Origin of the sequence: Paraburkholderia sp. J8-2, from assembly GCF_905220195.1 — a bacterium.
In the GTDB taxonomy this organism is placed as follows: domain Bacteria; phylum Pseudomonadota; class Gammaproteobacteria; order Burkholderiales; family Burkholderiaceae; genus Paraburkholderia.
In genome coordinates, this window is sequence record NZ_CAJMZA010000006.1 from 90,242 (window position 1) to 112,279 (window position 22,038).

A 22,038-nucleotide genomic window follows, 5' to 3' on the forward strand; every position below is an offset into this window, starting at 1 on the left:
CGGACGGTCACAGGAGAACTGCCTATGCTTAGGCTACGGCACCTTTTCAAACTCGGCATGTTCGTCCTCGTGGTGAGCATGCTGGTTGGTGGATTGGCGTTCGCCGCAGACACCACGTCTCCGCTTGATTCGGCGTTGAGCAACGGGGGCAGTGATTCTGCCGCCGCGGCGACCAGTTCCGCGAACGCAGTCACCGCCTCGACCAGTTGCGCGCAGAACTCGAGTGCGGTTACGTCGAAATGGTCCGGTTTGAATGCGGTAGTCAATGCGCTCATGACACCGATCACGAGCGCGCAGACCAATATCAATTCCGCCGCGAGCTCGATGGCCGGGAAGGTGACTGGCGTCGCTTCCGCACTTGGGGGCGTGCTTGCCATTTCGTATGTGTTCTGGAAGGCCATCCAGTCTGCTGCTGGTGGGGGCGAGCCGATTTCTGTGATCGTTGTGGAGTCGTTTATTCCAGCGGGGATCGTTGGGGCGGTGCTTGCGTCCTACAACACCTTGATCAGCGGCTTTCAACAGCTCTTTTCGGCGATAGTGAGCGCCCTGACTGGAGGAGGGACACTCTCCACTGCATTGGTCACTTTTGCGCAAAATCTGTTTACTTCTCTCGGGACGGCATTTAACGCGGCCGCCACTGGGCTGTCATGTCTCAGTTTCATGGGGTCCTCGCTGATGGACTTCATGGATGCGTTCTTCACGCTTTTGTTGATGGTTGCGGCCGTTATTCTTGCGTTCATAGCGCTGGCCGAGGTCGTCGGGGTGATGCTGACGGGGATTATTCTCGTGGGAATCGGCACCGGAATTGGGCCCGTGTTTGTTGCTTGCGGCGTGTGCGATTGGTCGAAGAATTTCATGCACACGTGGCTCAAGTTTTTGCTAGGCGGGATGTCATACACGATGATCGTGTCGGTCATCCTTTCTCTGTTGAGCAGCACGATGGAAAGCATGGCGTCGACCATGCAATCGCAGGGCGGCACGGTTGCTGGATCTTCGTCGAGTGGATCAGGCTTGCATGTTGGGGCGGCACTCGGATTCGTTGGGCTGATGTGGGTGCTGAAGAATGTCTTTAGCAGTGTCCCGGCTATTGCGTCGGCGCTGATTGGCCACGGGGGCGCGGCCGGCAGACCTCCGAGCTTCGGCTCAGAGGCGTCGAAAGCCATGACCGCCGCGACGGCTGCGATGGCCGGGGCCGCCTTCGTTCTTGGCGAGCAGGTGGCCAAGATGATGTCGGCGTCGGAGGGTGGCGGCGGTGCCGCCGCAGGCGCCGAATCTGGCGGCGGCACAGCAGGTGGGGCATCCGTTGCCAGCGAGACCGCGGGTGCGTTCGCAGCTGGTAACGAACTGCCACCGCCGACTCCCCAGGCAATGCTCGGGTCGTCAGGTGGGGGCGGTAGCGATTTCGGGGGGCCGCAAGGAGCGCCTATGCTCTCGGGACCAGAAGGGCCATCGCCAGCCGGCGGTGGTGGCGGGGCAGCCCCTATAGCGTCGGTACAAGCTTCGGACGGCTCAACCTGGGACGTAGTTGATTGAGGAGGAATGGGATGGAAGACGGGGACATGGTTCGGCAACCGCGAACCATGTCCCCGTGCATTACTTGGGCTGATAGGTGACGACGGCGCGCTTCAGGTAGCCGTTCACCTTCTGTTCCCAAGGATCCAATTCCCAGAGGTTGACGTCAACATTGATGCTGCCGGGCAGGACGTGGCGAATTGTGCCTGCCACCGGGTTGTTGGAAGAGACCCGCCACGCGTACATCGCGATATTCCCCCAAGCGAGGAAAGCGTCGGTCGACGCCCACTCGATCGCCACGATGCCGCTTTCCCACGACATTCTGACGATATGTCGGCCGAGCAACAGCGGCGAACCAGCCGCGAGCGGAGCCGGGTAGCCCGGAACCTTCATCGCGCCAATGACCATCAGAAGCGACTGGTACCGCGCGCGGTCATCGGACGGAAAGACGGAGTAGCGAAACTGTTCGCCGCGCCAGGCGATTTCGGCCTCGTTCGCAAAGGGGTTGCCGACCACAACGATCGACCCCTGGGCGCCAGGGCACTCGTGGCGAACGAACCTGTGGACGTCGGGCGTTGCGATCAGCTTCCATGCGCGCACGAACAGGCTGGAATATTCGACCATTGCCGCGGCACTCGGATATTTGACCGTGAGGACGTTGTTGACGTCCTCCAGTGCCGCAATCTCCGACCCAATTCCGAAAAATCCAAACGATAGTCCATCCGGCTTTGCAAGCGCGCGCATCGCGCCGATGAGTTGCCCGTAAATGTCGAAACGAGCCGGGTCTTTCGGTTCAAGCGTGAGGAAGGCCATAAGGCGAATCTCCTGAAGTCCGTTGACTTTTGCGCTTTGCCTAGCGCCATGTAGCCATCATATCGGTAGGAGGCGCGATAGCAAATCGAGGTCCGATTTCGGCGTCCCTCAATGGATGTCGATTGCTCCGCGCGAATGGCGAATGGGGAATTCCCCCCCAAACTGCCCTCGCATTCAAAGGAAAGAGCGGGTCCTCGCTCGCCAGAATGTGTGGCATGAACAAGCCCGCCAAAAAACCCACGAATGCCGCGAAAGCAATCGCCGGACCGGCCGTGCCTCCGTTTACGCCTGGCCCGATCCGGGAGTCCGCAGTGCGGAAATATTTCGCCCGCGGCGAGATGCAACGCATCACCGGCAATCGGTGGTTTCTGGCGTTCATGATCTCGATGGGCTTGAACGCGGTGCAGGGCGTCTCGAACGCCATGCTGTTCCCACTCAAGTCCGTAGAGATAATCTTTCTGCACGAAAACGGGGGTGGGCGTCTGACGTTGGAGCAGGCTGGGCCGTCGGCCTCGGTGGCGGACCACGATGCAATTGCGTATTACCTGAGCGAGTGGCTCGATAACGTCTACGACATCAACGCCTCGACGATTCAAGCCAAGCTTGCGAAGGCGGGTGAAACGGCGGTTGGTAATGCGCACGACCAATTGCAAGACCTGATTGCCAAAGAGAACCCCTACGGCCAACTGCACGACGATCCGCAGTTGCGTCAGTACTTCAATCGCCTGACGGTCAACTGGGTCAACGAGGACACGGTGATCGTCCGCTACACGCTCACCAAGCGTCTGGCGGAAGGCGCGGCTCCGCAGGTTCAGACCTGGGCGATGACGATCACCTACACGCACATCAAATCGACCACACCCGATCAGGTCAAACGCAACCCAGCTGGCATCTACGTGACGAGCTTTAACGTCAACCAGGAGTCGTGATGGTGCGCGTGAATCCGTTGCATGCGGCAGACCGCAACTTCGCCGCCGCCCAGTGTACCCCCAGAGGTTTTTCGTCAATGAAGACTCAGGCCCGCGCTCTTGCATGGTCATTTTTGTTCGGCTCGGTTGCCTGCTGCGCGGCGACGCCTCACGTGTTCGCGGCTGTGCCGGCAGCACTAGGCCCACAGGTCGTTGTAAGCAGCACGGCCGAAGTGCCTGTTCCTTCGCCGCTCGACGATCGGATTGTGCGCTTCACTTACAGCGCAGACGCTGTTTTCCCGTTGCTCGCAGAGCTCAACCAGGACACCCACATCCAGCTCGAGAAGGGCGAGGGCGTCGTCGAAAAGCCGGCGCTCGGAGACACGATGCAATGGCGCGTGAGCGGCGGCCCGAGGAACCTCTACGTCAAGCCGGTCCGAGCAGGAATCTCGACCAGCCTGACGCTCGTCACTAACAAGCGTACCTACGAGTTTCTGCTCGTCTCATCGGCACCCGGGGGCAAGTTCTACCAGCAGGTCAGTTTTGACTATCCGGATGATGATGCGCAGGTGAGGCTTGCCGCCGAGCAGGATGCGACGCAATTCATCGCGCAGAAGCGTCACCTCGAGTCTGAGACGCTCACTCCGCCGCTCGACCCGACTTCGTATCACTACGGCTACACGATCTCCGGTGATGCCCCATTCAAGCCGGTGGCGGTTTTCGACGACGGCCGTCAGACCTTCTTCCGCTTGCCCAACGTTCAGGACCTGCCTGCAGTCTTCATCCCAGATAGCCAGGGGCGCCTGTCGTTAATTGTCACGCGTCCCAAAGGCGAGTTCGTTGTCGCGGATCGGATCGCGGACAAGTTCGTGATCAAGAGTGACGATCAGGTGGTGACCGTCGAATCCGACCGCGTGAAGCACTGGTGGAACAGAGCGTTCCGCGGCAGTGCGTCCCCGTACAGCAACTGAGGCCAGCATGTCAGAACACGACGAAGTTGCTGTGTCCAACCCATTCGACAGCGACAATCCCGCGCGCTCGCGCTCGGCGGCGTTTGAACCGCCGCCCTCCATGCAATCTCCCGACCACGAGACCGTCGAGGACCTAACGCGTGGCAAGCCAAGCCGAGGAAAGGCATTGGGTGCGCTCGCTGTGGTTGTTGCACTGGGTGGGCTTGGATACGTGCAGTTCTTTATGCCGACCAAACACAAAGGGCCGGCAAAGGAAACCTACGACCAGTATGCAGCGCCTTCGGCCGACGCGGGCCAGGGGTTAGTCAACGCCGCAGCGAACGCAGGCAAAAGCTATGAGATGAAGCAGAAGGCCGAGCGGGCCGCCGCTGCGAGCGCGCCCCCGGGCAAGTATGACCCGAACGCAAGCGCAAATCAGGCCATCGGTACAACGGGTGGTGCGGTAGGCGGTGGCCAGTCAAGCGATGCCCAGCAGCTCGCCGCGCAGGCGAAGGCCGAACGAGAGGAAGCTCTGAAGGCGGCCAAGGAGGAGGCCGAGCGCCAGGCGGCGATTGACGCGGCGCCGATTCAGGCGACCGACGTCTCCCTCATGAAGACAGCCCAGGACAGTGCCCCTACTGCGGCCTCGCCCATGAATGATCTGGCGAGCGATCTTCGCGCCCAGGCTGCGAAGAATCAGGATGCCATGTCTCAGCAACTTGACAAGGTGGCCCAACTCTCGAGTGCATATGGCGGTCAGGGCGGAACGGGTTCATCTTCCAGTGCGACTACGACATCGGCGGGGCAGCAGGATCGCTGGTTGTCCTCGGTGAAGTCTGACGGCGGGGAAATCGTGCGTATGCACGACGCACCCGCGGGCCCGATCATCAGCGAAGGCACGCCAGTCCGCGCGATCTTGCTTACGGGCCTCGACACGGACAACCCGGGAACCATCAGCGCGATGGTGACCTCGGACGTGTACGACAGCGAGACCGGCACGATTCTCCTCATCCCGAAGGGCTCAAAGCTTACCGGTGTCTATAACCACGACGTGAAGGTTGGGCAGGACCGCGTTCTCATGGCGATGACGCGACTCATCCGTCCGGACCTGTCCTGGGTTGATCTCTCGAATGCGACCGGCTCCGAAGACGACGGCACGAGCGGCGTGATCGGCGACGTCAACAATCACTTCTTCAAGATCTTTGGGAGTGCACTCGTCATCGGCGCGGCCACGCTATTGCTCGACAAGACCCAGCAGACGATTACGGTCAATCAGGGTTTGGGTACGACCCAGATGGGCGGAACGATCTTCGCCCAGACGTTGCAGCAAGTGGTGAGCAATCTGCTCGCGCGTAACCAGAATATTCCGCCGACGATCACGCGTGATGGCGGCACGCAGTTCATCTTCATGTTGCGTCATGACCTCGCGCTGACGCCGTATCGCGGGAGCTGAAACCCATGACACAGAAACGAACCCTGCTTCTGCGCGCCGTGCTCGCGAGTGTGCCCCTTGGTCTCGTGCTGTCGGCAGGCGCGTCACACGCCGCTGAGGGCATGGATTTTGGATACCGCGTCGACGGTCCGGGATCCGTGCGCCCGACGCTGGTCTTTAACGATGGCGAAGACACCTATATCCAACCCGCGCAAGGCATCCGGACGTCAGTTACCGGAGCCGTGCCGGACGGACCCTACCTGCGCCTTCCTGGGATGCCGGACTCCTTCTCGGTACACGCGGGTAGTGCAAGCATCAGGGTGACGCACACCGCGCTGCCGTCGGCACCGCACCGCGTTTCACCGTCTGACTACTATGCAGCCGTGGCGCCGTCTGGTTCGATTGGAAGCGGGGAGCGACTGGTCGCATCAGCGGGAAATGGCCAGCCCGCCGCGCCGATGGCACCGCGGGTCATGGCGCAGCACACACCGGTCGCAGCGCCGTCGATGATCTCGGTGTCTGTGGCCTCAGGCGATCTGCCGGCGAAGCCCTCGATGTCCGCGAGCGGAGCACTGCCGCCGATCATTGGCGGCCCGGTAGCTGTCTCATCGGTGGTGGCGGCGGCCATTCCGCCTGCTGGCGCTGTTGTGCCTTCAACCTCTCCGCAACCGGTGGTCACACCCGCTTCGCAGCTTGCACAGACGTTCGGCGCGGACGGCATCCGCGACGGCGCTGGAGGCAAGGTGCAGATCCACTTTAGCAAGCGTCCCTCGATCGCCCTGCATTTCTCGACGGTCGATGGCAAACGCCTTGAATCGTCGTGGGACGACAGCGCAAGTGTGATGACGGTCGCTGCGGCTAGCGTGTTTGTCGCGACTGATGGCCATGACTCTGTGCTCGTTCGGCGTATCGCGTCGACTGGTTATCAGTTTCCTGTAGATAACCCGGCCGGCCTGAAGAAGGTATTCGATCAGGACGGCGCGACGTACCTCGAGTTCGCGGAAGCAGCCAAGCGCATCACGATCAAGGTCCCTGGTAGCGCCGTCGCAGGTCGCCAAAGAGGCCGCTTTTATCGCCTGAACGCTGTCGTCGATTCATTCGACGCCGATGCAGACGGCTTCGATGTGAGCGTTACACGCACACATACCGTGCGCTTTGTCGACCAGCCTGGTGGAGCCGCCTGATGTCCTCGAACGATTTCTCGACGCGGCGTGATTGCCGCACAGTCCTTGCGGAGCTTCCGATGGTCCGTCTGACCTCTCGCGCGCTCGTCGCGTGCGCCCTGCTCGTGGGAGCAGGTGTTGCCCATGCTGCCGACCAGGTAGCCATGTCCGATAGCGGGGGGTGGCAGTCACTCAGCACCGGGCCTGCCGTCACGACCGAAACCAGCGCTCCGCCCGTCGCCGCTGCATCCAACGCGCCCCAATCTCAAGTGGCGCAGGCAGCCTCGCCGGCGCTCGCGGGCAAGCCGCTTACGCTGGCTGGCGCTGCATCGACCGGCGAAGCGCCCGACTCCCCAGCGCCGGCTCATGCGATTTTCACACTCCACGGCGGTGAATCGATCGAGGACCAAGTCAAGGCTTGGGCTGCAGGCGAGAACTGGAAGGTGGAGTGGAACACGCCAGATGACTGGCTGGTTCCGAACGACAAGCCGTACGGGGGCAACTTCGTCGATGCGGTAACCGACGCCATGACACAGATCGGGCAAAACGGCGCGGACGTGTGGGTTGATGTGTGGCTCGGTAATCGCACGGTGGTGGTTCAGAAAGCGGGGGCAAGCGAATGACCAGGATGAAAACCATTGCGGCGGCGATTGTCGCGCTTTCGGCGGCGGAGATGTTGTCGGGATGCGGCATGGCCGCGGTCTACGATACCCAGAAATCAATCGGCACCGCGGCGCGCACGCAAGTTGACACCGCGAACCACGTACGCCCCATCGTTGTTGTTCACGAAGGCTCCTGGCTGCTTGGCAAGAAGATCGCGGCGAGCACGCCTCAGCCTGCCATCTTCTCCCAGCACATCAGGTTCACGCCCTCGAACCGTTCGTCGGCGACGCTTGCTGAAGTCGCAGACCACCTCACACGCTATGCGCATCTGCACGTTGTCATCGACAGCTCGGTGGACGGTGCGACGGGCGGCTCGACTACGACAACGGCCGCGAATGGTGGACCGCTGCCCCCGGGGACGAGGACGGACGGCGCGATTCCTTTGCCGGGCGGAAACGCCACGATGCGCCGCGTTGCATCAGCGGCGCCCGTCACCGCTCAAGCCACCGGGGGCGCAAGCTCTTCGGGCGATGCTGTCCCGTTTGAGGTCTTCAACGGCGACTTCGGCGCCTTCATCAATGAAGTCGACTCGCGCTTTCGGGTGTGGAGTCATCTCGAGGGAAATACTCTCACATTCCTTCGGTCGGAGACCCGCACGTTCCCTCTGCCGACGCTTCCCGATGAAGCGAGCATGGAAGGCAGCATCAGTACCGGCGTGGAGCAGGGGTCGGTCGGTGCCGGTGGGTCGGTTGGCATGTCGGTGGGTGGGTCCTCCGGGGCCGGCGCCGGCGGGCAGGTGATCAAGCTCAAGGTTGCAATGAACCCCTGGAAGGGGCTGCAGGACACTGCTCAGGCTGTAGGCGGACCGGGAGCGCTTGTCCATGCCGATCAGAACCTCGGCGTCCTCACGGTAACCGGTACGCCGCCGCAATGCGATCGCGTGGACCAGTTCATGCGTGGTCTGGGTGCGTTGTACGGCAAGCAGATCGCGATTGACGTGCACGTTTATCAGGTTCAGGAGACGCTGGAACATAACTACGGCGCGAACCTGAAGCTTGCCTACACCTCTTCGAGTGGGCATACGGGGTTGACTTTGTCGGGTGCATCGATCCCAACGATTACGAGTACGTCCACACCGATGACTTTCGGCGCGACGATTCTCGGTGGCAGTCTTGACGGCACAAGCGCGACGATTCAGGCATTGGCGACGCTCGGCAACGTCTCCGAGGTCATTTCGCGTGCTGGTGTGACGCAAAACGGCAAGATTCTGGCGCTCCAGGCAGCGCGCCAGGAAGGGTACGTCGAGAGCTCACAAAGCACGGCGACCGCAAGCGTCGGGTCGTCCACGACGCTTCAGACTGGCACGCTCGTCCCCGGCTTCACAAGCAGCTTTATACCGAAACTGGTTGACGGGAAGGTCCAGATGGCCTTTGACATGACGCTTTCGGATCTGCTGGCGTTGCAGACCTTTACGTCAGGCTCTGGCACGGGCCAATCCTCGGTTCAGCTTCCGACGATGCAGGTCACACGCTTTCAGCAGATCGTGAGTCTGAAGCCCGGTGAAACGTTGATTCTCACGGGTATGCGTCAGCAAAGCACGAACACGACGAATAACGGCGTGGGTAGCCCGTATATGCCGATCCTCGGCGGTGGGGTCGATGCGCAGAAGAACGACACGATCATCGCCGTAGCGATCACGGCGAAGCTGATGTAATCCGGGGGGATATCGAATGAAACAGTCAATTGGTCTGCGGTTCGCAGTCCTTATCGCGTCCATCCAGTGCTTGTCGCTCGCGTCTGCATCGGCATTCGCTGCTGGCGTGCCGGTGGCTGCGAGCGCGCCCCAAGTTTCACCGACGGCAGCACATGTGATCCCGCATGCACCAGTGCAAGGAATGCAGCCCGCGATGGGCGATTTCGGGCCGTCGAACTCCGATCAGTACGCGGCTGAACAAGCACGGCTGCCGTACCTAGAAGTGCGCGCGAAAGCGGCGCAGCTTGAAGCGCAGATCGCACAAGCCAATTGGCAGGCTATGCATCCGCAGACTGGCGGCGCCGCTGGTACCCCAGGAACCGCTGTGGTGCCTTATACGGGTGCCGCCCCAACGGTTGTGGCACCTGCTATTCCGGTGGCAGCTGCTCCGGAAGTCGCGAGCCGCAAGTGCACCGTGAAGATGGGGATGTGCGCTCAGGCCATTAACGGATTCGGCTCGTCGGGCTACCGCGCGGTGATTGCATTTGGCGGTGGAACCCAGGAAGTGGGCGTTGGGGACAGCATCAACGGTGGATGGGTAGTCGGATCGATCTCCGACGCGTTCGTTCATCTGACGCGCGGCCACGCCAGCGTGGACCTGGAGCCGTAACGTGGCCTCAATTGTCACGCTTCCAGGCATCAAGACTCAGTTCGTCGCTGGGCTGAACTGGCGCCATGCTCCCAAGAAGCCGACCCGGTCCGAGTTGCGCAAGCTCTCCGAGCAGGTTGGGAGATGGGGCGTCGTACATCTAACAGCGCAGGCGAAGAACGAGCGGAAGACCGAGGGCAAAGACGTCGGCGTCGGCATCGGTACATGCGACATGATCGAAGGGCTGACGGGCAAGGCCACGAGCGTGCGCTCCTTGGCGGCGGCCATAGCCGAACAGTTGCCTCAGCCTTGGATGCACGTGTTCGATCTCGGGGACGGCCGCTTCTGGCTGATAGCCGTGCGCGACCACGGTTTTGTTGTCCCCGGCGGCGACGTGATCGGCGGGTATGAGGAGGTTTCGCGCTACGCGGAGGAGTTCGCATCGTCGCTGACCTGGAACTCGATCACTTCGTCGATCGAGGACCTCATAGATATGGCGCGCAGCGGTGCGAAAGTGCCGCCGCTTTCGGACCTTCAGAGGAACCCATGGGTTCCTGTCTTCTGGGCGGGTGGGGCCGCGGCTCTGTCGCTTTGCGGCGTGGCTGTTGGGGCCTACTTCCAGCACCAGGATGCGGTTCAGGAGCAGCAGTTGCAACAGCTGCGCAAAGCGGAGATTCGCGCATCGCACAGGGCATCGGCGGAGAAGGACGCGCGGATTTTGCCGTGGGCCAATGAGCCGATGATGGCGGAGACCCTTCGGGCGTGTCAGGAAGCCTGGCACACCCAAGACATGGCACGTAAGGGTTGGGTGCTCAAGAACTGGGGGTGCCAAACCGACGCTACAGGCGTGTCAGTCCAGGCGCAGTGGATGCGTCAGGGCGGCCTTGCGATAGATGCACCGGGGACGCTTCTGGCCGGCGGTGAGGAGTCGACGGAGCGCATCAAGACTGCGTATGGTTTTTCCGAACCGATTCCGCTTGCGCTCGAGGCGACCGCTGCGGAGCGGGCAGTGCGTACCGTCGCGCAGCTATATGGTGCGGATCTGAAGCTCACCGCCAACGCTATCCCGCCGGTCGTCAAGAACGGCGTTACGGTCCCCAGGATCTGGGGCAGCAGCACCGCGCTCTTTCATCTGCCGGCAGCTCCGTGGGAGTACGGCATCTCGCGCGGGATGAGCGCGCTGCCGGGTTTGCGCTTGAAGTCTATCGAATGGTCCTCGAAATCCGAAGCGTGGACGGTGAACGCGTCTCTCTACTCGATGCTCGCCACGTTGCCGGAGGACGAACCGGATGGCGTCCGCGCGCATCGCGGTGGCGCTAGCGGCGTATACGCCAGAGGGGTCAAGAACCCGACTGCGTCAACGCTTGCTTCGCGAAAGGAAGGTGGTGCGGACGTTGCGGGTACATCACCACTCTCGGGTAGCGGCGTACGCGGTGGGTGGGGCGATGCGGTTGCTGGAGCGCGGAGCGTGGTCACGCCTCACGCGGCGCCTGTCACCCACGCAGATCAATGGGACGCTGCGGATGGGCGCGCGGTAGTTGATCGCCGTGTCGCGGCCGCTGCGGCATCCATGTCTAACACGCAATCGACTTCTCAGCCGGAGTCGCAGTTCGCGCCCAGATTGCCAGCGTCTGATCTGGATGCTGCATGGGACAACAACGGCCGATCGACTACGCCCGTAGTTAATTCCGCAGATAGTGCTCAGACGCACAGCGCGGCGACAGCGCCCGTCTCGCCGATCGCGGTACCCGGATTGCCCGTGCTCGGGTTGGGAGGAAAGTCATGAGCGACTTCGGTCGACTGTTCACCGGTAAGGCGGCTCGCCTTACGCCATCAGCACCAGCAGGTGGAGCGTCGCTGCTCAGTAAGGACGAGGACGACGTCGTGCGCTTACCCGCTGCGCCGGCAACGATCGCGAGCGATGTCTTTTGTACGAGCCGGATAAAGCGCTTCGGCAGTACGGCGATCGATCTCGGCTTCATCTCCGAGGAGTTGCTGCAGCGCGCGCTGAATGAGCAGGCTGAAAGAAAAGCGAAGGGCCGCGGACTCGCGATTGGTGAACTGTGCGTCGAACTCGGGTTTCTCGATCGCGAAAAGCTCGAGAAAATCGCGTCCACGCGTGTGGTTGAAGTCAACTTCGACGCGCGCCTGAAGGGCAGTCCTGCGTTGATGACGTGGATTCAGGATATCCGCCGTCTGGGCCTGAGCGTTAAACAGACCGAAAAGACGCCGGGAGAAATCGCGAAATTGCGCGAAGCGCGATTTGGCGGAAGCGAGGAGGATCAGGAAGATATCCAGGGCTTGGGCACCCTGATGGAGGGGCGAGATCTCTTCATCGAGGCGGCGAAGATGGGGGCAAATGATGTCTCGATTCTCGTTGGCGAAAAGGAAGCGATAGTTCAGATCCGTGTGAACGGTGGCTATATGGATGTGCGCGAGTTCTCGATGAAGCACGAGGACGGCAGAAGATTCGCACGCGCAATTTACACCGGCATCTCTACGGAGAAGGATAGCTACAACGAAGACGAGTTTCAACACGCGCAGATCCATGGCGGAAAGGTGTTCCCGGGTTCCGGCCTGTCTAGTATTCGTATATTTCGTGGACCGAAGTACCCGTTTAATGGGTGTACGTTCATTTCTGCACGTCTGCAGTATGACCCGGACAAGAAGCGGGACGATGGCACCGCTGTTAAGTCGCGGCTGAAGCTGTCGGTACCGGAAGCGCCCGGTGGATCGTTTGAAATTCCAGGGTACTTCCCGCTGCAATATGGACTCGCTGACGAGCTCCTCCGACTTCCGAGCGGCATCGTGCTTGTCAGCGGTCCCACCAACAGCGGGAAGACGACGAGCCTGTACTCGAAGATGAAGCACCAGGCACGTCTTTTCCCGACCAGACGGCAAGTGACGATTGAGCAGCCACCGGAGTATCCGCAGCACTGGGCTATCCAGCTTGCGGCAGATAACAAGAATCCGATGGAGCTAATGGTCGGGCACACACTGCGTATGGACCCGGACATCATCCTCATCGGCGAAATTCGCTTTGCACAAGAAGCGTTGGGGGCTGTGCAAGCGGCCCAGACGGGGCAGTTCGTATGGGCAACGATGCACGTGAACTCAGGGTACGAGTCCATCTCACGTATGACCGCGCTCGACCACGAGCGCCTCAATCCAGACCTTATCTGCAACTCCTCCCTGATTGCGGGGTTTGTCTCGCAGCGCCTCGTCGGATGTCTCTGCCCCACCTGTAAGAAGCCGCTCGAAGAGGTGAAAGACGCGTTGCCAGATTTCATGTTGCGCCGCCTCAAGAGTTGGGGAACGCCGGCACAGATCGCAGCTGTGAAGGTCAAGCACAAGGCGCGTGCGGGTGAGGAGCCGTGCGCGACGTGTGGTGGTCAAGGCATCAAGGGCCAAATAGCGGTAGCGGAGATCGTGCTCACAACCGAGGAGCTGATGGACAACATCCGCGAGATGGGCCCTCAAAAGGCGGCGCGCGCGCATCGGATGCGGGCGGGGTCGGACCGGTCGCTGTTAGGCAACGGCCTTGAGCATGTCTTTGCTGGGGAGGTCGACCCTGCGGACCTCCACATGGACGTGGCTCGTATCGTTGAAAAAGCGGAGGGGATGTGAGCGGAAAGCTTTCCTGGGGCCTGCGTCGCCAATTCTATGAGCAGACGGCTGAGCAGCTGCGAAATGAGAACAACCTGACAGACATCCTCGACGGCTTTCGCAACCGGCTCGCGCGGCGTGGCCGAAAGAAGAAGGCGGAGGTCGTCAGGCAGATTACGCGCCGGATTAAGAATGGGGAGACGCTCGTAGACGCAATGCGCGGAAATCTTTCCCCGCTCGAGCGCGATCTCCTATCCACCGGCGTACACATCGGTAGCCAGTTGCCGGAGGCAATGGATCTGATCGTCGAGGTGCGCGACCGCTCCTCCGACATGATGCGCAAGATAGGCGCGAGCTTCCTTGCTCCGCTTGTCTATCTCGTATCCCTCTACATCACCCTCTTTGTCGTGGGTGATTCGGTGATTCCGGCATTCAGCGCGATCGTGCCGACCGAGCGGTGGACCGGCTGGGCCTTCGTGCTCTACCTGCTCGGGAGCGTCGCTACTGGCTGGGCGGTGCCCCTTGTAGTTACGTCGTTTGTTGCTTGCCTTGCGGGCTCGTTTCTGGCGCTTCCTCGTTGGACCGGAAACGGTGCGATCAAAGGGAGGGCGTTCTTCGATAAGTACGTCCCACTCTTCGCTGAGTACCGCGAGCTCCAGGGCTTCACGTGGTTGATGGCGTACGCGGCGCTTTACTCGTCGGGCGTGCCAGATGAGGCGGCGCTTGCGTCCCAGATCCGAAGTGCAACGCCCTGGTTGGCCTCCCGCCTGCAGCCGTTGAGGCTCGCGCTGAAGAACGGGTCACGCATCGATGACGCTATGCGCTTGACGGGTTTTGGCTTTCCTTCTGAAGACCTGATTGATGAGATTGGTTCGTATGTCGGCTCGCCTTCATTCGGCGAACGGATCACCGGCGTCGCGAGGCACTACGCGAAGCGTCTTGAGCGCCGGATGCTGATGAAGATTGCTCTCACGTCGGCGTTCTTTACCGGGGTTATGTTTTTCGCAGTCTTCGTTGTCCAGATGGGCTCGAATGCCCTGATGACGCTTATCTCAACTGCGGCCCATTGACGGGTCGAAGTCGTTCGGATTCTCAAGGAGGGTAGTCATGGAAAATATTATCGCGCGAATCGTCGCGACGATTGTCACGCTGGTCGCACTGGGTTACGGGGCCTATCAGTCTCGCTCACTTTTCAACCAGAGCAAGGTCACGACGATGACCTCGGATATTCAGTTTGTCATCAACAATGCGCGAGGCCAGTTCGCGCAAAGCGCGAATGGATACACCAACTTCACGACCGACAACGCGAGCGATCTTCAGACTGCGGGCGTATTACCGTCAGACATGATGAAAGCGGGAACACTCACCGATGCGTGGGGTAACGCGGTGACTCTCGATTCCACGGCCGGTGGCTCGCAGGCGCAAATCACCTTTGGCGGTGGAAATGGCGAGACCGCGGATCAATGTTCGCAATTGGTGACCACATTGCATGACTACGTCTCGCTCGATGTGGGCGGAAGCACGACGTTTTCTTCGTCGAATGTGCCGGACGGCAAGACCGCAGCGCAAGCCTGTGCGGGCGGTACCGCGCAAATCACGCTCACGTTCCTGTAACGCGGAGTTTAGGTTTGGTGAGTGGGGTTGGGGCAATGATCGTTGACGCTGAGATGACCGCACCGCGCGTGAGCCATGACGTATCCGCGCTGAAGTTTTCGGACCTGTACCTTGAGCCGGGCGATATCGCGTGGTTCAAGCGCAACGCGCGGGACAAGCAACGAAATGTTGTTCCAGTCAACCTGTTGGCGTCGGTGACGGAACTGCGAAGCAATCTGTCCGGTCACCCGACTGGCTTCGACTTTCGTGCAAATTGGGAAGACGTTGAAATCCGGGTCCAGAGGCTTGAGACGCTGGACGGCGATGTCTTTGTCTGTCGGCGCTTACTTCCACGGCCGATCGCATTCAATGTTCTCGGCTACCCCCCGAGGCTGCAGGAGGCCTTGCTCTCGCCAGTATTCTCCAAGGGTGGTCTGCTCGTTTTTGCAGGGGCCAGCAGCGAAGGTAAATCGATGAGCCTGGCCTCCTGGCTTGTCGCGCGAATGCGAAAGTTTGGAGGAACGGCTTGCACGATCGAAAACCCAATCGAGATCCGCTTGCAAGGGCAGTACTCATCGGATGACGGCAAGGTGATCGGGACCTGCTATCAGAATCCGGCCGAGAATGATGCCCAATTTGGACCGCTTATTGTGCGCATGCTGCGCGCTGCGCCGAACATCATGATGCTTGGCGAGATCAGAACACGAGACGCCGCTGCAGAGGCGATTCTTGCCGCCGCAAGCGGGCACCTCGTTGGAATCACCATTCACGCCAAAAGCGTAGCGGCCGCGCTCGAGCGCCTACACAACATGGTCTCGGACAGCGGGATCGACACTGGGATGCTCGCTGACGCACTGTGCGGGATCATTCATCAGGAGATGGACGTGGCAGTAGATGCGAATGGTCAGGACAAGGTGAGCCTTCGCGTCTCGCCTCTGATTGTCGCTGGTGCGACGAACGAGACATCGTCGCGCAATCACGTGCGCTCTGGCAAGTTCACTGCGCTCGCCTCGGAGATTGAGCGTCAACGAAACATTTCGAGTGGCCTCGCCGAGATGAGCAGGTTCTGAGATGGGCTTTCTGATCCTTCCTATGGCTATGGTGGCGATCTTCCTTGGCCTCGGCATGCAGGCGATGGGATTCGCCAACGCTGTGCCAGGCGCGGGGCCCGTCGGTATGTCACAGCAGCTTGCACAAACACGAGCGCAGCAGGCGGAAATGCTCGAGAACGCTTGCTTTGAGGCGGCGCTTACCTCCCCGGGGACGATCAGCAGCAACCTGACAGTCGTTGTTCCCTCGGGTGTCGTTCTGCCCACCGGAGCAATGTGCGTCACAAGTAGCGCGGGGGGCGGCAGCCGGAACGTGTACTCCGTCGTGCCGGGTGCCCCGGGCGCCGCGGCAGCGATTGAGCACGACACGGGGCACAGCGCGGCGTGGTACGAGGTTACCGCTTCTGGGATCGCCACCAATCTTGCGGACGGCACGTCTATCGCTGTGCCGGCGACATTTGCTAAAGGCTCGATCGTCGCATCGATTCTCGCAACGCCTTGAAGGCGATAGTGACAAGGACGGAACATGGAATCAATCGTAGCGGTCCTGATCGCAGGGATTATCTCGATGCTCTCGGTGAAGGGCTTCGTGAACTGGGTTGACCAGGGAATGCAGAACGTGCAAGTTGCTGCGACCTCTGGTCAGATGCTCCAGTTCGACAACGCCGCGACTCAGTACATCCAGGATAACTCGTCGACACTCGTGGCGACCACGGTCGGCGCAGCGTCGTCGGTGAGTGCGACAACGCTGGTCAATGCGGGTTACCTGCCCCAAGGGTTCACGGGTACGAATCCGTTTAAGCAGACCTGGGAATTGCAGGTGAGCCAACCTGTCTCCGGTCAGCTGCAGGGCGTTGTGACGTCGCAGGGGGGCAACGCCATCCCGACTGCCAATGAGCTCGTGAAGATCGCAGCGCAAGTGGGGGCGCAGGGTGGGTTCATCCCATATGCGAACCAGGCAGGCTCGACCATGCAGGCGACTAACGCATATGGGGCGTACGGCTCGTGGCAGGTTCCGATGGCCGCGTACACGAACCCGGGCAGCGGGCATCTGGCGTCACTGCTGAGCTTCAACGCAAATAGCGGGAATTCGGAATACCTCTATCGAGTGCAAGTCGCGGGACATCCTGAGCTCAATGCCATGCAAACGAACATGAGCATGACGGACGTCGGGGGAACGGCCCACAGCATCACCGGCGCAAGCTGGGTTAGCACCGGCACGTTGACTTCCACTGCGGCCGGGACGCAGGCGGCCCCGTCGGCAGCGTTGGCCGCGAGCTCGGTGACGGCGTTCAAGGAGACGGGGGTAGGCGGTACGGTCGGCCTCACCGGCAATAACGGACAGTCTGTCTACCTTGCTGGAAATAACGGCGAATTCGACGTAATGAATAGCGCCTGGAGCCTCACGCTCCTGGCGGTCGACGGAAACGGCAAGGTCACGTCGCAAGGCGGCTATACGGCGAAGACGGGCGATATCACGGCGGTCGCAGGTAATGTAAGCGCGGCGAGCGCCGTATCGGCCGGGACTTCTCTTGCTGTCGGCCCGGGGGCCACACAAGGACCGAGTGGCACCGGCACGTTCACCAGTTGGGTCATGCCCGGTGGCGCGGCCGTCGAGACCGCGTGCTCGAACCCGGGAGCTACGGCGGTCAGCAACTCTGACACGATGGGGATTTTGCTGTCCTGCCAGAAGTTCAACGGGTCGTATTTGTGGATGCCGGTTGGGGGGCCATCTCTCCGGCAAGGTCTGTATAACGTTTCGAATTCGTTCGGTTGGACGGTTCCAGTTCCCACATGTCCGGCTGGGTCCATTGCACAGATTGTTGTGATGCCCCAGGAAACGTATATCGACACCACGGCAACATACAACATCACCGTTAGCCCTGCGGTGACGCCTCCCGCCGGGTCGTACTGGACCGTCGCAATCACCGATGGTACTGGCGCTGCGGTTGCTGCCCCAGCGCCAGGGGTCTCGGCACAGGCAGAGACGTATTGTAGTTTCTGACGCGATAACGCATTTGCGGGGTCCCGACTAGAACCGCGATGGTGTGGATTTTCAAGGGGGAGCAGGGGTGCCCCCGGTTACCAGTACAGGCTTGCGAACTGTACTCGTGAAAGGCAGATCTCATGAAAAAAATGGCGGGATACTCGCGAATTGTCGCGGCGGGGTTGGCGCTGCTTTTGATCGAATCGACTGCGCTTGCGGCTCCGACCCGCTGCTCGGAAGGATTCCAGGATTCAAGTTGTGAGACTCCGATCGCATCTCCGGTTCAGACGCCCGTTACGTGCCCGGCGAGCACCGCCACCGTTGGCGTGATTACCGAAACACCTGCGAAGTGGCAAGGCTCGTATTACAGTCTGCCGCAATGCGTGGATGTCGCCATTCCGCCAAATTGCACTCAGGCCGAAGGTCCAGGCTACTACAACACGGCAAACTGGACCTGGAACGGATCGGCGTGGACCGGCCAGACCTGCGCATATGCTGCCCCGCCGACTTGTCCGCCAGGCCAGACACAACGAACGGCGCCCACATGGGACGGGGGCGAATGGACGGGGCAGGTGTGCCAGCAGTCGATCTGGACCCCGAGCGAGGCAGCAAATGCTTGCCTCGAGAAACTGTTCGGCGTAAATGACCCTTCGCAATTGGTTGCTTATAACTCGATCCTGTGGAACGACTACATCGTTCCCGAAGCCGTCCAATCGGGGGATACGATCACATATAGATACGATACAGGCGGAGGGGAGCCCGATGGTAACGGGGAGCCGACATGTGGCGACCTGACCTGGTACACGTGCGTTGCGCAACTCGACGCGCAGACTGCAACGGAAACTACCACGCACCAGTTTCTCGGGTCCTGCAACCAAGCGGGTAGCCGCTAAGCGGCGAGCACATACTCATGGGTAACTCGAGTGCCGCGCATTTAGCGTCGTTGAAAGGGGTGCTGTTGCACGACTCGCTCTGTACTGCATGCGTTCGGCGGAGTGAGGCCGACCTTTCCCGGAATCCCGACGAAGGCTAGTCTCCGAGTTGCCCTGAGTTTCCTTGGATTGCTACTTGGTCGCGCGGATGTGAAACCGCCGCACACTCAAAATTCCTTCAGCCGTCGATTCGCATACCGAATCGCGGGCGTGCTCCAACGTCGATCATCGCTCTTGATCCGAATAGGCGATCTAAATTGCATGCTTTCGAGGATGCGAGGGGAGAGCCCATTGGTATAAATACGGGCTTGCGGAAGTCGATCTCGAGCTGCCCCGCGCCTCTGGAAGCCTGATTCGATGAAAAAAGAACTCGAATACACCGCGTTGACTATCGTCACGCTTACTCTCGCCTTATCTCAATCGGACGCCTACGCCACACCGGCTCGTTGCTCGGCAGGGTACGAGGACACCTCCTGTGCCAACCCGATTGCTGCAGCGCCCCAAACGCCCCCGACGTGCCCCGCAAGTACCGCTACTGTTGGAGTAATTACCGTTACCCCTGCGCAGTGGGAAGGGTCACACTTCAGCGCGCCTCAATGCGAGGACGTAGGGATTCCTGGAAACTGCACCCAGTCCTATGGCGCCGGCTACTACAATACGGCCAACTGGTCGTGGAATGGATCAGCATGGGTCGGGCAATCGTGTGGATATGCGGCGCCGCCTGGAAATTGTACGCAAGTCGATGGCGCCGGATACTACAACACCGCGAACTGGTCGTGGAATGGGTCCGCCTGGGTTGGGCAGACTTGTGGGTACCAGGCTCCGCCTACGTGTCCTCCCGGCGAAACACAGCAAACAGCGCCGTCGTGGAACGGTGCGGGGTGGGTCGGGCTGGTTTGCACGCAATCGCTATGGACCCAAACTCAAGCCCAGGACGCTTGTCTGCAGGCGTGGTACGGCGTGAGCAACGCGTCGCAGTTGACCACGAATGAGTCGCTAGTATGGAATGGTGAAATTCTTCCGTATGCGCAACAGTCCGGGAACACGATCACATATCGACTGGTTTCGGGTGGGGGGCAACCCGATTCGAACGGTAACCCAACGTGCGGCACGGTTACCACCCAGGTCTGCGTTGCTCAGCTATCTGCGCAGACGGCGAGCTACTCTAGCTCGAGCGTAAATCTGGGCAGTTGTAACCAAGGTGGCCACTAATCGACATAAGGCCCCTCGGTGGGACCCGCTGCCGAGGGGAGCACGACCGATTTGACCGTCGTCGATGGGGAGCGCCTTGTTGTAAGGCGCGTTCCATTTCGACTAACCGAAGCGGAGCCACGCTGGATTCTCGCTCCTCAACTTCGACCGCGAAGCCTCGGGTTCGCATGACACGCCCTTTTCTGTGCTAGTGCAATCGGAGCACCTTATTGCGCGAATTCTTCATTGGCCGCATTTGGAGTTCGCTTGAGTCTCGCGATTAGCGGCAGGCCGGTGACTTCAATGTATATGCCTGCCGCAGTCTATTCTCGGGCTCCCCACTTGGGAATAACTGCTCGAGTTCGAGCAGACCACTACCGACTACAGCTAACTCTACATGGTGCGTATCCAAGACCACGGACCCTCGGGATGTTGGTCATGGTCACGCCGGACGGTCGCTATGTGGATTAATTAAACTACTGAAAAGCTTCTGGGCTGCAGTCGTCGCAGAACGTCACGTCTACGAAAGCGATAGTAAACATCGGAGCCCAATGGCTCCAATAGCTCAAATATTGCATTGACATGGGTTGGCCGACATTCATCCCAGAGCCACGATCGAGCGTCCGATTCCTGCAATTCGGCCTGAGGCGAACAGACTGCCAAATGTGTCTGACGAGCGGAAGGCACTATCAAGTTCTGTAGAGAAAAAAAAAGCCTCACCCCGAAGGGTGAGGCCTGTTTTTCCGAACTTAGTGACGCAGGAGACTAGCTCTTGGTCGAGAAGGTGTAGTTACGCGAGAACGAAGCGCCGTTGTACGTGCCCGTGATACTCACCGAGTACGTCGTATTCGGCGTCAGTGCGGTAAGCGAGTAGGCCACCGCCCGGTACTTCGGGAGGAGACCATTCGTATCAGAGGTGGAGTCCAGCAGCTTCATGGTGATCACATGGCCCGAGGTGTCGGTCAACGTCCCCGACGTGAGCGTGACCGTGTCGCCGACGTTGCCAGCTACCGGGATACTCGGCCCCCAGTTCGTACCGTTGGTCGTGCCCGGCGGCTGCGGAACTTCACCGCCATAAGCGTACGGGACGCCGGTAGTGCCCTGACACGGGTACGTGAGCGGGAGATTGCCGGTCAACGGCGTGTTGCCAGAGTACGAGTTCGCCGCGAGAACCTGCGGGAAGTTGTTGTAGGTCAACTGCCCTTCGCCAAAGCCGATCTGCGCGAAAGGTTCGGCAACGAGCGCGCTGTGATACACGCCGTAAATCCAACCTTCCGTGAGAGCCTGCCCGTAGGCCGCGTTGGCAAGAGTTGCGGTAGTGTAGTAACCCGCGCTTTCACCGCCCACACCAACGCCCGATGGGTACCCTGCGGACACTGCGCGATCCTGGTAAGTCACGCCCGTGAATCCCTTGTTGGCTGACGCCTCGGTATCAGTCGCGATGCCGCCGTTGTCGAGCATGTACGTGACATGGTTAGCCGACGACGTGTCCAGCGTGGTGTTTTCGACCACTGCAGGGAAGCCGCATTGTTGGCGCGCAGTGTTCACGTCCTGGAACATAGCGAGTTGCACGCTGCCGGCTGCGTACTGCGGCGTCGAGACGTTCGCGCTGGTTGCCGTTTGAGTGTTGCTCGTCGTCGGCGAAGTACTGCCCGACGAACTGCCACTGCTGCTCCCGCCGCCACCGCCGCCGCCGCATGCAGCGAGCGCCAACATCATTGCGGCTGAAGCCGTTGCCATCGAAAAGCGATTGCGTTTGATATACATTTTTTGCCCCCGACTTAAAGAAAAGGAATGAGAACCCCAATATCCCATGACGTTTTGATAAAGCAAGCCGATGCAAGAGTGCCTTGCAATCGCCTTATGCAAATCGGACGCTTCTGGTTGATTAGGGATATTGCAAAGCGACTGTGGATACACAAGCGGCCGCTCCAAATCGAGGAGTGGTGTCGTGTCT

18 protein-coding genes are annotated in these 22,038 nt (G+C 60.4%); 16 read left to right on the forward strand and 2 right to left on the reverse strand.

The annotated features are described in order from the left end of the window. Positions 1-24 precede the first annotated feature (24 nt). Entirely contained in the window at positions 25-1,533 is a 1,509-nt protein-coding gene (locus U5A52_RS15700) for a type IV secretion system protein (protein WP_321935255.1), read from the forward strand. Between the two features lie 60 nt (positions 1,534-1,593). On the opposite strand, the gene U5A52_RS15705 is transcribed toward U5A52_RS15700, so the two are convergent. Further along, positions 1,594-2,325 carry a hypothetical protein gene (locus tag U5A52_RS15705; RefSeq protein WP_321935256.1) on the reverse strand — a complete coding sequence of 244 codons (732 nt, stop codon included), beginning with the start codon at positions 2,323-2,325 and terminating at the stop codon, positions 1,594-1,596. Positions 2,326-2,540: 215 nt separating this feature from the next. Here U5A52_RS15705 and U5A52_RS15710 point away from each other — a divergent pair, with 215 nt between their 5' ends. The 15 genes from U5A52_RS15710 (at position 2,541) to U5A52_RS15780 (ending at position 18,851) form a co-directional block, all read left to right on the forward strand. Then, positions 2,541-3,254, forward strand: coding sequence for a VirB8/TrbF family protein (locus U5A52_RS15710; RefSeq protein ID WP_321935257.1), 714 nt, complete (start codon positions 2,541-2,543; stop codon positions 3,252-3,254). Continuing rightward, positions 3,254-4,204 carry a TrbG/VirB9 family P-type conjugative transfer protein gene (locus tag U5A52_RS15715; protein WP_321935258.1) on the forward strand — a complete coding sequence of 317 codons (951 nt, stop codon included), beginning with the start codon at positions 3,254-3,256 and terminating at the stop codon, positions 4,202-4,204. Before U5A52_RS15710 ends, U5A52_RS15715 begins: the two co-directional genes overlap by 1 nt. Before the next feature lie 7 nt (positions 4,205-4,211). Then, the gene (locus U5A52_RS15720; protein ID WP_321935259.1) at positions 4,212-5,636 is read left to right on the forward strand and encodes a TrbI/VirB10 family protein; all 1,425 of its coding nucleotides are present in this window, start codon (positions 4,212-4,214) and stop codon (positions 5,634-5,636) included. Between the two features lie 5 nt (positions 5,637-5,641). Beyond that, positions 5,642-6,799 (forward strand): hypothetical protein, encoded by a 1,158-nt coding sequence (locus U5A52_RS15725; protein ID WP_321935260.1) that lies wholly within the window; start codon positions 5,642-5,644, stop codon positions 6,797-6,799. Then, positions 6,799-7,401, forward strand: a complete 603-nt coding sequence (locus tag U5A52_RS15730) for a TcpQ domain-containing protein (protein ID WP_321935261.1) — start codon at positions 6,799-6,801, stop codon at positions 7,399-7,401. The genes U5A52_RS15725 and U5A52_RS15730 overlap by 1 nt, the downstream gene beginning before the upstream one ends. A gap of 5 nt (positions 7,402-7,406) precedes the next feature. Next, positions 7,407-9,095, forward strand: coding sequence for a pilus assembly protein PilN (locus U5A52_RS15735; protein ID WP_321935262.1), 1,689 nt, complete (start codon positions 7,407-7,409; stop codon positions 9,093-9,095). A gap of 16 nt (positions 9,096-9,111) precedes the next feature. After that, entirely contained in the window at positions 9,112-9,744 is a 633-nt protein-coding gene (locus tag U5A52_RS15740) for a hypothetical protein (RefSeq protein ID WP_321935263.1), read from the forward strand. 1 nt (position 9,745) lies between these two features. Further along, the gene (gene pilO2 / locus U5A52_RS15745; RefSeq protein ID WP_321935264.1) at positions 9,746-11,509 is read left to right on the forward strand and encodes a type 4b pilus protein PilO2; all 1,764 of its coding nucleotides are present in this window, start codon (positions 9,746-9,748) and stop codon (positions 11,507-11,509) included. Next, the gene (locus U5A52_RS15750; protein ID WP_321935265.1) at positions 11,506-13,350 is read left to right on the forward strand and encodes an ATPase, T2SS/T4P/T4SS family; all 1,845 of its coding nucleotides are present in this window, start codon (positions 11,506-11,508) and stop codon (positions 13,348-13,350) included. Before pilO2 ends, U5A52_RS15750 begins: the two co-directional genes overlap by 4 nt. Next, positions 13,347-14,399 carry a type II secretion system F family protein gene (locus U5A52_RS15755; protein ID WP_321935266.1) on the forward strand — a complete coding sequence of 351 codons (1,053 nt, stop codon included), beginning with the start codon at positions 13,347-13,349 and terminating at the stop codon, positions 14,397-14,399. Before U5A52_RS15750 ends, U5A52_RS15755 begins: the two co-directional genes overlap by 4 nt. Positions 14,400-14,436: 37 nt before the next feature. Next, positions 14,437-14,943, forward strand: coding sequence for a prepilin type IV pili (locus U5A52_RS15760; protein ID WP_321935267.1), 507 nt, complete (start codon positions 14,437-14,439; stop codon positions 14,941-14,943). A 35-nt stretch (positions 14,944-14,978) separates the two neighbouring features. After that, positions 14,979-15,992 (forward strand): ATPase, T2SS/T4P/T4SS family, encoded by a 1,014-nt coding sequence (locus U5A52_RS15765; RefSeq protein WP_321935268.1) that lies wholly within the window; start codon positions 14,979-14,981, stop codon positions 15,990-15,992. Between the two features lies 1 nt (position 15,993). Beyond that, entirely contained in the window at positions 15,994-16,473 is a 480-nt protein-coding gene (locus U5A52_RS15770; RefSeq protein ID WP_321935269.1) for a hypothetical protein, read from the forward strand. Positions 16,474-16,497: 24 nt separating this feature from the next. Then, the gene (gene pilV, locus U5A52_RS15775) at positions 16,498-17,976 is read left to right on the forward strand and encodes a shufflon system plasmid conjugative transfer pilus tip adhesin PilV (protein ID WP_321935270.1); all 1,479 of its coding nucleotides are present in this window, start codon (positions 16,498-16,500) and stop codon (positions 17,974-17,976) included. Positions 17,977-18,098: 122 nt separating this feature from the next. Then, positions 18,099-18,851: a hypothetical protein gene (locus tag U5A52_RS15780; protein ID WP_321935271.1), complete on the forward strand. Its 753-nt coding sequence runs from the start codon at positions 18,099-18,101 to the stop codon at positions 18,849-18,851. A 1,995-nt stretch (positions 18,852-20,846) separates the two neighbouring features. On the opposite strand, the gene U5A52_RS15785 is transcribed toward U5A52_RS15780, so the two are convergent. Continuing rightward, positions 20,847-21,848: a CAP domain-containing protein gene (locus U5A52_RS15785; protein ID WP_321935272.1), complete on the reverse strand. Its 1,002-nt coding sequence runs from the start codon at positions 21,846-21,848 to the stop codon at positions 20,847-20,849. Positions 21,849-22,038 lie beyond the last annotated feature (190 nt).

Excerpts from the sequence above, each read along its gene's own strand:
- U5A52_RS15700 (WP_321935255.1), top strand. The coding sequence starts at position 25 with ATGCTTAGGCTACGGCACCTTTTCAAACTCGGCATGTTCGTCCTCGTG.
- U5A52_RS15705 (WP_321935256.1), bottom strand. The coding sequence starts at position 2,325 with ATGGCCTTCCTCACGCTTGAACCGAAAGACCCGGCTCGTTTCGACATT.
- U5A52_RS15710 (WP_321935257.1), top strand. The coding sequence starts at position 2,541 with ATGAACAAGCCCGCCAAAAAACCCACGAATGCCGCGAAAGCAATCGCC.
- U5A52_RS15715 (WP_321935258.1), top strand. The coding sequence starts at position 3,254 with ATGGTGCGCGTGAATCCGTTGCATGCGGCAGACCGCAACTTCGCCGCC.
- U5A52_RS15720 (WP_321935259.1), top strand. The coding sequence starts at position 4,212 with ATGTCAGAACACGACGAAGTTGCTGTGTCCAACCCATTCGACAGCGAC.
- U5A52_RS15725 (WP_321935260.1), top strand. The coding sequence starts at position 5,642 with ATGACACAGAAACGAACCCTGCTTCTGCGCGCCGTGCTCGCGAGTGTG.
- U5A52_RS15730 (WP_321935261.1), top strand. The coding sequence starts at position 6,799 with ATGTCCTCGAACGATTTCTCGACGCGGCGTGATTGCCGCACAGTCCTT.
- U5A52_RS15735 (WP_321935262.1), top strand. The coding sequence starts at position 7,407 with ATGAAAACCATTGCGGCGGCGATTGTCGCGCTTTCGGCGGCGGAGATG.
- U5A52_RS15740 (WP_321935263.1), top strand. The coding sequence starts at position 9,112 with ATGAAACAGTCAATTGGTCTGCGGTTCGCAGTCCTTATCGCGTCCATC.
- U5A52_RS15750 (WP_321935265.1), top strand. The coding sequence starts at position 11,506 with ATGAGCGACTTCGGTCGACTGTTCACCGGTAAGGCGGCTCGCCTTACG.
- U5A52_RS15760 (WP_321935267.1), top strand. The coding sequence starts at position 14,437 with ATGGAAAATATTATCGCGCGAATCGTCGCGACGATTGTCACGCTGGTC.
- U5A52_RS15765 (WP_321935268.1), top strand. The coding sequence starts at position 14,979 with ATGATCGTTGACGCTGAGATGACCGCACCGCGCGTGAGCCATGACGTA.
- U5A52_RS15770 (WP_321935269.1), top strand. The coding sequence starts at position 15,994 with ATGGGCTTTCTGATCCTTCCTATGGCTATGGTGGCGATCTTCCTTGGC.
- pilV (WP_321935270.1), top strand. The coding sequence starts at position 16,498 with ATGGAATCAATCGTAGCGGTCCTGATCGCAGGGATTATCTCGATGCTC.
- U5A52_RS15780 (WP_321935271.1), top strand. The coding sequence starts at position 18,099 with ATGAAAAAAATGGCGGGATACTCGCGAATTGTCGCGGCGGGGTTGGCG.
- U5A52_RS15785 (WP_321935272.1), bottom strand. The coding sequence starts at position 21,848 with ATGTATATCAAACGCAATCGCTTTTCGATGGCAACGGCTTCAGCCGCA.